Source organism: Streptomyces sp. NPDC059080 (genome assembly GCF_042739975.1).
In the GTDB taxonomy this organism is placed as follows: Bacteria; Actinomycetota; Actinomycetes; order Streptomycetales; family Streptomycetaceae; genus Streptomyces; species Streptomyces benahoarensis.
This window is the reverse complement of the sequence record NZ_JBHYGX010000028.1, coordinates 66,914-76,344: the sequence shown is the minus strand read 5'-3', so window position 1 is coordinate 76,344 and position 9,431 is coordinate 66,914. Positions and strand designations below refer to the sequence as shown.

8 protein-coding genes and 1 riboswitch are annotated in these 9,431 nt (G+C 71.0%); of the genes, 5 read left to right on the top strand and 3 right to left on the bottom strand.

Annotated elements, in window-relative coordinates; genetic code table 11:
• Nucleotides 1-27: 27 nt before the first annotated feature.
• The 3 genes from glyA to gcvT all read right to left on the bottom strand — a co-directional run bounded on the left by glyA (nucleotide 28) and on the right by gcvT (nucleotide 3,015).
• Nucleotides 28-1,287, bottom strand: coding sequence for a serine hydroxymethyltransferase (gene glyA / locus ACFWWQ_RS21285; protein ID WP_384598384.1), 1,260 nt, complete (start codon nucleotides 1,285-1,287; stop codon nucleotides 28-30).
• A gap of 68 nt (nucleotides 1,288-1,355) precedes the next feature.
• Nucleotides 1,356-1,733 (bottom strand): glycine cleavage system protein GcvH, encoded by a 378-nt coding sequence (gene gcvH, locus ACFWWQ_RS21280; protein ID WP_384598382.1) that lies wholly within the window; start codon nucleotides 1,731-1,733, stop codon nucleotides 1,356-1,358.
• Between the two features lie 154 nt (nucleotides 1,734-1,887).
• Complete coding sequence (gcvT, locus tag ACFWWQ_RS21275; RefSeq protein WP_384598380.1) at nucleotides 1,888-3,015, bottom strand: glycine cleavage system aminomethyltransferase GcvT; 1,128 nt, start codon at nucleotides 3,013-3,015, stop codon at nucleotides 1,888-1,890.
• 146 nt (nucleotides 3,016-3,161) lie between these two features.
• A riboswitch (glycine riboswitch) is annotated at nucleotides 3,162-3,256 on the bottom strand.
• A gap of 422 nt (nucleotides 3,257-3,678) precedes the next feature.
• On the opposite strand from gcvT, the gene ACFWWQ_RS21270 reads away from it, so the two are divergent.
• The 5 genes from ACFWWQ_RS21270 (at nucleotide 3,679) to ACFWWQ_RS21250 (ending at nucleotide 9,385) form a co-directional block, all read left to right on the top strand.
• Nucleotides 3,679-4,437: an AAA family ATPase gene (locus ACFWWQ_RS21270; RefSeq protein ID WP_384598378.1), complete on the top strand. Its 759-nt coding sequence runs from the start codon at nucleotides 3,679-3,681 to the stop codon at nucleotides 4,435-4,437.
• A 43-nt stretch (nucleotides 4,438-4,480) separates the two neighbouring features.
• Nucleotides 4,481-5,287: an enhanced serine sensitivity protein SseB gene (locus tag ACFWWQ_RS21265; protein WP_384598376.1), complete on the top strand. Its 807-nt coding sequence runs from the start codon at nucleotides 4,481-4,483 to the stop codon at nucleotides 5,285-5,287.
• A 58-nt stretch (nucleotides 5,288-5,345) separates the two neighbouring features.
• Nucleotides 5,346-6,131 (top strand): enhanced serine sensitivity protein SseB C-terminal domain-containing protein, encoded by a 786-nt coding sequence (locus ACFWWQ_RS21260; RefSeq protein ID WP_384598374.1) that lies wholly within the window; start codon nucleotides 5,346-5,348, stop codon nucleotides 6,129-6,131.
• Nucleotides 6,132-6,539: 408 nt separating this feature from the next.
• Entirely contained in the window at nucleotides 6,540-7,541 is a 1,002-nt protein-coding gene (locus ACFWWQ_RS21255) for an ABC transporter permease (protein WP_384598372.1), read from the top strand.
• Nucleotides 7,542-7,636: 95 nt separating this feature from the next.
• Nucleotides 7,637-9,385, top strand: a complete 1,749-nt coding sequence (locus ACFWWQ_RS21250; protein WP_384598370.1) for an ABC transporter substrate-binding protein — start codon at nucleotides 7,637-7,639, stop codon at nucleotides 9,383-9,385.
• The last annotated feature ends 46 nt before the right edge of the window (nucleotides 9,386-9,431 follow it).

The window sequence follows — 9,431 nt, the reverse complement described above, 5'->3', positions numbered from 1 at the left end:
GCGAACATCCGGGCCGCGCGCCCCCTCTCAGAGAGTGGGGTAGAGCGGGTGCTTCGCGGTGAGGGCGGCGACCCGCGCCTTCAGCGACTCGGCGTCGTGCGACGGCTTCAGCGCCTCGGCGATGATGTCGGCGACCTCGCGGAAGTCGTCGGCGTCGAAACCGCGGGTGGCCAGCGCCGGGGTGCCGATCCGCAGACCCGAGGTGACCATCGGGGGCCGCGGGTCGTTCGGGACGGCGTTGCGGTTGACCGTGATGCCGACCTCGTGGAGGCGGTCCTCGGCCTGCTGGCCGTCCAGCTCGCTGTTGCGCAGGTCGACCAGGACGAGGTGGACGTCCGTGCCGCCGGACAGGACCGAGACGCCCGCCTCGGTGACGTCCGGCTGCACCAGGCGCTCGGCCAGGATGCGGGCGCCGTCCAGGGTGCGCTGCTGGCGCTCCTTGAACTCGGCGGACGCCGCGACCTTGAAGGAGACCGCCTTCGCCGCGATGACGTGCTCCAGCGGACCGCCCTGCTGACCCGGGAAGACCGCGGAGTTGATCTTCTTGGCCAGCTCCTGGGTGGAGAGGATCACGCCGCCGCGCGGACCGCCCAGGGTCTTGTGGGTGGTGGTGGTGGTGACATGGGCGTACGGCACCGGGTTGGGGTGCAGACCCGCGGCGACCAGACCGGCGAAGTGCGCCATGTCCACCATCAGGTACGCGCCGACCTCGTCCGCGATCTTGCGGAAGGCGGCGAAGTCCAGCTGACGCGGGTAGGCGGACCAGCCCGCGACGATCAGCTTCGGGCGGTGCTCACGGGCGAGGCGCTCGACCTCGTCCATGTCGACCAGGCTGGTCTTCTCGTCGACGTGGTAGGGCACCACGTGGTAGAGCTTGCCGGAGAAGTTGATCTTCATGCCGTGGGTGAGGTGACCACCGTGGGCGAGGTTCAGGCCCAGGATGGTGTCGCCCGGCTTGATCAGCGCGAACATCGCGGCGGCGTTGGCCTGCGCACCGGAGTGCGGCTGGACGTTGGCCGCCTCCGCGCCGAAGAGCTCCTTGATGCGGTCGATGGCGATCCGCTCGACCACATCGACGTGCTCGCAGCCGCCGTAGTAACGACGGCCGGGGTAGCCCTCGGCGTACTTGTTGGTGAGAACCGAGCCCTGCGCCTCCATGACGGCGACCGGAGCGAAGTTCTCCGAGGCGATCATTTCGAGGGTGGACTGCTGACGGTGCAGCTCGGCGTCGACGGCGGCGGCGACGTCGGGGTCGAGCTCATGGAGGGAGCTGTCGAGAAGCGACATGGGTCTTCTCCTGGAGGGTCAGGGGGGCGCGGAGCGCTTCCGGTACGGGCGGCGGCCGAGCGGCGGACTCAGCCGGTGGTGAAGGCGGTGTACTCGTCCGCGGAGAGCAGGTCGCCCGGCTCCGCGGTGATCTTCACCTTGAACAGCCAGCCACCCTCGAACGGGGCGGTGTTCACCAGCGAGGGGTCGTCGGTGACACCCTCGTTGACCTCGGTGATCTCGCCGTCGACCGGCGCGTAGAGATCGCTGACCGACTTGGTCGACTCCAGCTCACCGCAGGTCTCGCCCGCCGTGATCGTGGTGCCGACCGCCGGGAGCTCCACGTAGACGACATCGCCGAGCGCGTTCGCCGCGTGCTCGGTGATGCCGACCGTCGAGACGCCGCCCTCGGCGTCCGACAGCCACTCGTGCTCCTTGCTGTAGCGCAGGTGCTGGGGGTTGCTCATGGGTCGATTCTCCTGTACGCGAGGGTGTGGTGGTGAAAGGGGTCTTGCACAGTGAGACACACCGGCGGCGGCCGGGCCGCGCGGGCCCGGCGCGGCGGCCCCACCCGGGGTGAGGTGTCCCGCTACGGGTACGTCGCCCGCATGCGGGTACGGGTTACTTCTCCCGCTTGTAGAAGGGCAGCGCGACGACCTCGTACGGCTCGTGGCTGCCACGGATGTCGACCTTGACGCCCGCGGTGCCCGGTGCGGCGTGCGCGGCGTCGACGTACGCCATCGCGACCGGCTTGCCGAGGGTGGGCGACGGCGCCCCGGAGGTCACCTCGCCGATGACGGTGCCCTCGGCGTCGGTCACCGCGTAGCCCGCCCGCGGCACGCGGCGGCCCTCGGCGATCAGGCCGACGAGCGTGCGCGGCGGCTGCTCCTCGGCGCGCGCGGCGGCCGCCTCCAGCGCGGCGCGGCCGACGAAGGCGCCGCCGTTGGACGTCTTCTCGAACTTCACGACCCGGCCGAGACCCGCGTCGAACGGCGTGGTCGCCGTCGTCAGCTCATGGCCGTAGAGCGGCATGCCCGCCTCCAGGCGCAGCGTGTCGCGGCAGGACAGACCGCACGGCACCAGGCCCACGTCCTTGCCCGCCGCCAGCAGCGCCGTCCAGAGCGCGGCCGCGTCCTCCGGCCGTACGAACAGCTCGAAGCCGTCCTCGCCGGTGTATCCCGTACGGGCGATCAGCGCGGGCACCCCGGCGACCGTGCCGGGCAGCCCGGCGTAGTACTTCAGCCCGTCCAGGTCGGCGTCGGTGACGGCCTTGAGGATGCCGGGGGACTCCGGGCCCTGCACGGCCAGCAGCGCGTAGGCGTCGCGGTCGTCGCGGATCGCGGCGTCGAAGCCACCGGCCCGGGCGGTCAGCGCGTCCAGGACGGTCTGGGCGTTGGAGGCGTTGGCGACGACCAGGTACTCCTGCTCGCCCAGGCGGTAGACGATCAGGTCGTCGAGGATGCCGCCGTCCTCCTGGCAGATCATGGTGTAGCGGGCGCGGCCCGGCTTCACGGAGCCGATGTTGCCGACCAGCGCGTGGTCGAGGAGGTCGGCCGCGCGCGGGCCGGTGACGGTGATCTCGCCCATGTGGGAGAGGTCGAAGAGACCGGCGCGGGTGCGGACGGCGACGTGCTCGTCGCGCTCGCTGGCGTAGCGCAGCGGCATGTCCCAGCCGGCGAAGTCGGTCATGGTCGCGCCCAGCGCGCGGTGGACGGCGTCGAGCGCGGTGCGGCGGGGGGCATCGGTCATGGTGGGCTCCCGGACAGGATGAGAGGACGTGTCTCCCCATCTGTCATCGGAACCTGAGAGGTTCACCGGAATCCCGCGAACGGGCCGGTTTGCACCTTGGGTGGAGCCGCTCCCGGACCGGGCCGCGTCTCGCTTTTCAGATCTGCCTCGCCCGCGCGGTATAGGGGCCTGAGAGATTCAAGGGAGGACTTGCTCCTTCGGCGCCCCGGCGTGCGGCCGGGGACTCTCCCGCGCGGATTCAAGCGGCCGGTATGGAGTTGACCGTGCACGGCGGAACACAGGAGTGCACGTGGCGCCGACATCATTGCATGGGAACGCTGCACGTAGGAGCCCCGGCCCGGAACCCACGGGACGGGCCGGACGGAGCGCCTCCACCCGCCCCCGCGCCGCCCCGTGCGGCCCGGACGCCATGGCACCCGAACACCCGACGCCTTGAAGGGCATTACCTTTTCTTGACACTGTGCGGGGGATGGGGACGGGCCGCCGCCCGGCCCCACCGAAGGGGGAGGGGCGATCACGGTGCAGAGCGAAGTCACGCGCACGGCCGCACCGGGGGGCGGGGGCGGGGGCGCCGCACCGTCCGGGCTGGTGCCGGGGCCACGTACGCCTTGGGGGCCGCGGGCGGGGCGGGGGCCGGGCGGTGCCCCGGGCCCGGACGATGCCTTGGGCTCGGCGAGCGGCCCGGGATCCGGCGATGCCCGGGCTCCGGACGGCACTTCGGGCTCGGGCGGCGTCCCGGCCCCGGGCGGCGCCCCCGCCGCGTCCCTCCTCACCCCCGCCGTCACCGACCTCCGCGCCCGCCCCACCGCCACGCTCCCGCCCGAACTCCGCTTCCCCGCGGGCGCCGTGGTCGTCGTCTCCGGGCTGCCCGGCAGCGGCAAGACCACCCTGATGCGCCGCGTCGTACCGGCGGCCGACGACGGGGGCGCGCCCGTCCACCGCGTCGACTCCCAGGACGTGCGCGCGCGCTGGGAGCGCGGCCGGTTGCGCCGGATGCCGTACGCCCTCTACCGGCCACTCGTCCGGGTGGCGCACTACCTCGGGCTGCGCCGGGTGCTGCGCTCGGGCCGGGGCGCGGTGGTGCACGACTGCGGCACGCAGACCTGGGTGCGCCGCTGGATCGCCCGCGCCGCGCGGCGCGGCGGGCGCCGCCCCCACCTGCTGCTGCTCGACGTCCCGCCCGAGGTGGCGCGGTGCGGTCAGCGCTCGCGCGGGCGCGGGGTGTCCGGCTACGCCTTCGCCCGGCACCGCGCGGCCGCCCGGCGGTTGATCGGGGACGCTGCGGCGGGCCGCCCGCCCCGGGGTTTCGTCTCGGCCGTCCTGCTGGACCGGGACGCGGCGGACCGGCTGCGCGCGCTCCGCTTCGACGGGGGAGGGCCCGCGGCCCGGGCGGCGGACACGGCGCCGCCGCCACTCGTCTAGGCTCATCGGCCAGAGCGCGCGGTACGGAAGCGGATGGATGGACATGAACTTTCCCGAGCAGGGGATCGAGCAGGGAATACCGCAGATGGCGTGGCCCGCCAACGAACTCGAAGAGGTCCTCGGGGCCTCGGTCGGCCACCCCGGCGCGGGCGGCCGGATCGTGGAGGTGCTGGGCCGCAGCCGGGTGTGGGTGCCGCTGCCCAACGGCGGCGGTCCGGACGCCGCCGGCCCCGGTGGCCGGGGCCTGGATCTGCCCACCGTCCAGATCGACGACGTGGCGTACGTCCCGGTGTTCAGCTCCGAGCAGGAGTTCCTGCGGACCGTCGGCACGCACCTGTCCTTCACCGTCGCCCCGGCGCAGGAGTTCGCCCGCGGGCTGCCGCCGCTGCTCGGGATCGCCGTCAACCCCGGCGGCACGGTCGGCACCATGCTGCCCGCGCCCGCGGTGGCCGAGCTGTGCCGGGAGGCGGTGCCCGGGATGCCCGCGCCCGTCGGCGGCCGGGTGCGGCTCTTCGAGCCGGACTGGCAGGAGGAGCCGGTGGACTTCCTCGCGGCCGCCGGGCTGGAGTTCTCCGGCATCGGTATTGTCCGAACTGCCCGTCGTGCCCTGGCAAGTGTGGAGGGCGACACGCCCGCGCTCTTCGTCGGCGTGGAGATCGACACCACCCTCGCCGACCCCTTCGACGACGCCACCCGCGAGGTGGCCCTCACGGCCCTGGGACGCGCGCTCGGCGCGGTACCGGCGGCCTGGCCCGTCCAGTTGGTGCTGCTGGACGTCGCCCAGGGCGACCCGGTCGCCGACTGGATGGGTGCGCGCGTACGGCCCTTCTACTCCCGGGACCACTCGTAAGCTGGACGGACGACGGGCGGACGTACCCCACGCGGCCGCCGGAGAAGGGACGGACCACGTGAGCGCGGGTGCGCATCAGGGAGCGGCGGCAGGCCGGGTCGAGCAGATGCTGGGGCAGGTCACGCCCGGCCGCTACGACGCCTACGAAGCGCTGCTGCACGCGCTCGCCGCCGGTCAGGTCTGGATGCTGCTCTGGCACGGCCGTGCCGGGATGCCCGACGCGCAGTACGGGAACATGGAGGTCGACGGCCTGGGCTACGCGCCCTGCGTCACCTCCGCGCCCGAACTGGCCGCCTCCGGCTGGAACCGCGACCACGAGTTGGTCACCGGTGTCGAGATCGCCGTCGCCCTCTTCCCCGACCGGTGGGGCCTGTGGCTGAATCCGCACGCCCCCGGCGGCGGCGTCGGCATCCCCTGGCTGGATCTGCGCCGCATCGCCGGCGGCCTCGACCGGCTGCCCGCCGGACCGCTGCGCATCACCGAACCGGCCATCGACCTCCCGCAGTTCTACGCCCTGCTCGCGCAGAACGCCTACCGCACGCCCGCCGTGCGGTCGTTGCGCCGCGCCTGGGTGCAGCCCGCCCTCGGCGCGCCGTACCTCGCCCTCGGCCTGGACCTCTACGACACGGGCCAACAGGGCGTGGATGCCGCCCGGTTGATGATCCAGCAGTCGATCGGCGCAGTCCCCGACGGGCTGCCCGTCTCGACCGTCGCGATGCAGGATGAGTACGACCCGGTCGGCATGTGGATGCGGGCCTGCGCGCGCCCCTTCTTCGACCGTGAGGGCTACGGCGCCCCGGTGCAGCCGTCCGTCCCCGGGTACGGCTACCCGCGCCCCTACTGACCCGGCGGCGCGCCCGCCGGGCCGTTCCGGAGTTCCGCCGTTCTGGGTCCTGCGCCCCACATCACCCTGTTTTGCCCGCGAATTGACGGGCGTTTTCTCGCCACGGAATTCTCCGCTCAGACGTCCATTCCGTCCGCATAGCGGAGACTTGTAGACCACATCACAGTTGCGCATCCATTCACCTTGGGGGCTGGTGAGTGATCGCGAATCGGATGAAGACTCCGGCAGCAGGGCATCGGCCCTGTGTACGAACACCATCCGGACACCTGCCAGGTGAACGCGCGGCGTTTCGCGTGGCGAACGTTCCTTGGCATCCGCACGAGGGCGTGCGGCGGCGATGGGGACCAGGCCGCGAGCGCGGCGGGGCGTGAGGCCGGCCACCGTCGGCCGAGAGGGGTCAAAGGCACTGTGACCGCACCGATCGAGACCACCGGCGCGGCTGCCCAGACGCAGCCGGAAGCGGTGCTGAAGGGCGTGGAGGGCAAGCGGATCGAAGGCCGCTCGCTGGGCCGTATCGCGCTGCTGCGCTTCCGGCGCGACAAGGTCGCGGTGGCCGGTGCCATCGTTGTCATCCTGCTGATCGCCGTCGCTGCGCTCTCCCGCCCGCTCCAGGCGCTGCTCGGTCTCGACCCCGACAGTCCCCACCAGTCGCTGATCGACCCCAACACCACGCTTCCCAAGGGCGACCTGGGCGGCATGAGCGGTGAGCATCCGCTGGGCGTGGACCCGAAGTTCGGCCGCGATCTGCTCGCCCGGGTGCTGGAGGGTTCCTGGGTCTCGCTGATCGTCGCCTTCGGCGCCACCCTGCTGTCGGTGGCGATCGGCACGGTCATGGGCGTGATCGCCGGTTTCTACCGCGGGCGCGTCGACGCGGTGATCAGCCGGCTGATGGATGTCTTCCTGGCGTTCCCGCTGTTGCTGTTCGCCATCGCGATTTCCGCCTCGCTCCAGGGGGGAGCTTTCGGCCTCACCGGACTGCCGCTCCACCTCTCCGTGCTGATCTTCGTGATCGGCTTCTTCAACTGGCCGTACATGGGCCGCATCGTGCGGGCGCAGACCCTGTCGCTGCGGGAGCGGGAGTTCGTGGACGCGGCGCGCGGCATGGGCGCGCGCGGCCCGTTCATCCTCTTCCGCGAACTGCTGCCCAACCTCGTCGGCCCGATCGTCGTCTACTCGACGCTGCTGATCCCCTCCAACATCCTCTTCGAGGCGGCGCTGAGCTTCCTGGGCGTCGGCATCCAGCCGCCCCAGGCGTCCTGGGGCGGCATGCTCAACCAGGCGGTCAAGTACTACGAGGTCGACCCGCAGTACATGCTCGTCCCCGGTCTCGCCATCTTCGTCACCGTGCTCGCGTTCAACCTGCTCGGTGACGGTCTGCGGGACGCACTGGACCCCCGCGGCGGCCGCTGAGCCGGCCCCCGCCCGCCGCACCACGTCCTGTCGTTCCGAAGTTTTCCGAAGTCATTTCTCGAAGTGTTCGACGATTGAAGGGGAGCGCCACCATCATGCGAAGGTCAGTTCCGGTCGCGGCGATAGCGGCCATCACCAGCGCGGGCCTGCTGGCCGGCTGCACCGGGGGCGCCGGATCCACCGCCTCCGGCAAGGCGAACGCCGCCACCGAGGGAATCGTCAACGCCTCGGACGCGAAGGGCGGCACGGTCACCTACGCGATGAGCGACGCCCCCGAGTCCTTCGACCCGGGCAACACCTACTACGCGTTCGTGTACAACTTCAGCCGCCTCTACGCGCGTTCCCTGACGACCTTCAAGCCGGGCCCCGGCCCCAAGGGCAACGAGATCGTCCCGGACCTCGCCGAGTCCAAGGGCGAGTCCTCCGACAGCGGCAAGACCTGGACGTACAAGCTCCGCAAGGGCGTGAAGTACGACGACGGCACCGACGTCACCTCGCAGGACGTCAAGTACGCCGTCGAGCGTTCCAACTTCGCCCGCGACACGCTGTCCCTGGGGCCCAACTACTTCCAGCAGTTCCTCAAGGACAACGACGGCGGCGGCTACAAGGGCCCGTACAAGGACAAGAGCAAGGCCGGGCTGAAGTCGATCGAGACGCCGGACGACCACACCATCGTCTTCCACCTCAAGAAGGCGCTCGCGGAGTTCGACCAGCTGGTCAGCGCCCCGCAGACCGCGCCGGTCCCGCAGGCCAAGGACAAGGGCGCCGACTACACCAGGTCCGTGGTCTCCTCCGGTTCGTACAAGTTCCAGGACTACCAGGAGGGCAAGCAGCTCACCCTCGTCCGCAACCCGCACTGGTCGGCGAAGACGGACCCGCTGCGCAAGCAGCTGCCGGACAAGATCGTCCTGAAGCTGAAGGTGGCGCAGTCCACCATCGACAAGGACCTGCTGGCCGGGAACACCACCGTCGACCTGGCCGGTAAGGGCGTCGACGCGCAGACCCAGGCGCAGCTGCTGACCGACGCCAAGGAGAAGGGCAACACCGACAACGCCCTCGGCCAGCGGCTCAACTACCTGTCGATCGACACCAAGGTGAAGCCGTTCGACAAGCTCGCCTGCCGCCAGGCAGTCCAGTACGCCGTCGACAAGAAGGCCGTGCAGACCTCTCTCGGCGGCCCGATCCGCGGCGACATCGCCTCCACCGTCCTGCCGACCGACATCCCCGGCTACGAGAAGTTCGACCTGTACCCGCAGAAGTACTCGGGCGACAACCTCGACCTCACCGAGGCGAAGAAGAAGTGGGCCGAGTGCGGTGCCGGGAACATCTCCACCACCATCCTCGCCCGCAGTGACCGGCAGGAGGAGGTGGACGCGGCGACCTCCGTCATCTCCTCGCTGAAGAAGATCGGCATCACCGCCAAGATCCAGCAGTACCCGAGCAGCAAGTACTTCTCGGACTACGCGGGCGTCCCGACGTTCAACAAGAAGAACAACGTCGGCCTGATCATGATGCAGTGGGGCGCCGACTTCCCGACCGGCTACGGCTACCTCCAGCAGATCCTCAACGGCAAGGCCATCTCCAGCTCCGGCAACGTCAACCTCTCCGAGACGGACGACCCGGAGATCAACAAACTCCTCGACTCCGCCGTCGCCGACCCCGACAAGGCCGGGCGCGAGAAGGCGTACGCCGAGATCGACAAGAAGGCGATGAGCCAGGCCCTGATGGTCCCGCTCACCTACTTCAAGGTCCTGAACTACCGCTCCCCGAAGGCCACGAACATGGTGGCCACCTCGGCCTACAGCGGGCAGTACGACTACCTCAACATCGGCGTCAAGAAGTAAGTCCCGGAAGGCAGGTGAAGGCATTGATGCCCGCGGCCGGCCCCCT

Bases quoted from the DNA above. Each gene is read 5' to 3' on its own strand.
- ACFWWQ_RS21265 (WP_384598376.1), top strand. From the start codon at position 4,481: ATGAACTTTCCCGAGCAGGGGATCGAGCAGGGAATACCGCAGATGGCG.
- gcvH (WP_384598382.1), bottom strand. From the start codon at position 1,733: ATGAGCAACCCCCAGCACCTGCGCTACAGCAAGGAGCACGAGTGGCTG.
- gcvT (WP_384598380.1), bottom strand. From the start codon at position 3,015: ATGACCGATGCCCCCCGCCGCACCGCGCTCGACGCCGTCCACCGCGCG.
- ACFWWQ_RS21250 (WP_384598370.1), top strand. From the start codon at position 7,637: ATGCGAAGGTCAGTTCCGGTCGCGGCGATAGCGGCCATCACCAGCGCG.
- glyA (WP_384598384.1), bottom strand. From the start codon at position 1,287: ATGTCGCTTCTCGACAGCTCCCTCCATGAGCTCGACCCCGACGTCGCC.